This window comes from Phocaeicola faecium, from assembly GCF_014837055.1.
Taxonomy (GTDB): Bacteria; Bacteroidota; Bacteroidia; order Bacteroidales; family Bacteroidaceae; genus Phocaeicola; species Phocaeicola gallinarum.
The window spans coordinates 1-1,163 of record NZ_JACSPQ010000020.1 but is presented as its reverse complement, the minus strand read 5'-3'; the positions used below and the strand labels follow the sequence as shown (position 1 = coordinate 1,163).

Genomic DNA, 1,163 nt, shown 5'->3' with positions numbered 1-1,163 from the left:
GCTGCCTTCGCAATCGGGGTTCTTCGTGATATCTAAGCATTTCACCGCTACACCACGAATTCCGCCTGCCTCGACCGAACTCAAGCACGCCAGTTTCAACTGCAATTCCAAGGTTGAGCCCCGAACTTTCACAGCTGACTTGACATGCCGTCTGCGCTCCCTTTAAACCCAATAAATCCGGATAACGCCTGCATCCTCCGTATTACCGCGGCTGCTGGCACGGAGTTAGCCGATGCTTATTCATGCGGTACCTGCAATAAGGTACACGTACCTCACGTTAATCCCGCATAAAAGAAGTTTACAACCCGTAGGGCCGTCATCCTTCACGCTACTTGGCTGGTTCAGCCTCCCGGCCATTGACCAATATTCCTCACTGCTGCCTCCCGTAGGAGTTTGGACCGTGTCTCAGTTCCAATGTGGGGGACCTTCCTCTCAGAACCCCTATCCATCGTCGGCTAGGTGGGCCGTTACCCCGCCTACTACCTAATGGAACGCACCCCCCTCCCGTACCGTAAATACTTTAGTCAGGTTTACATGCGAACTCCTGACATCATCGGGTATTAATCTCCCTTTCGGAAGGCTATCCCCGTGTACGGGGCAGGTTGGATACGCGTTACTCACCCGTGCGCCGGTCGCCATCGTATCTGGCAAGCCAGATACATGCTGCCCCTCGACTTGCATGTGTTAAGCCTGTAGCTAGCGTTCATCCTGAGCCAGGATCAAACTCTTCATTGTAAAATATCCTTGTTCTTTTTATTATTCTGAATTTCAGGGTATGGGTCTTCTTTTCTCATCACGGCTCCTATATACATTTATATTATATATAGCAGGAAGCCGCTCCTAAAGAAACCGTCGCTTGTACTACTTTTTCGTCTCCTGCATATCTAAAGAATTTCAATGACCTCTCTGTCTTCCCTTCCCGCGTCGTTTTCAGCGGAAAAGCGTTGCAAAGGTAAGCACTTTTTTTCATTCCACCAAAACTTTTTTCAAGTTTTTTTTCGAGGAGGTTTTTCGGGGCGGTCGGACCGCGGCACGAAGGATACCACCCGAAGTGGGGGAAAGATGCCAGCCTTTCATCGTTCAGAGGCTTTCGCTCCCGAAAGCGGGTGCAAAAGTACGCACTTTATCCGATTCCGCAACACACTCCACACACTTTTTTTCAT

Annotated in this window: 1 rRNA gene (running past one end of the window); it reads right to left on the bottom strand. The window is 50.0% G+C overall.

Annotated elements, in window-relative coordinates:
* Nucleotides 1-735: ribosomal RNA gene (locus tag H9626_RS13225) — 16S ribosomal RNA — on the bottom strand; it reaches 888 nt to the left of the window's first position.
* Nucleotides 736-1,163 lie beyond the last annotated feature (428 nt).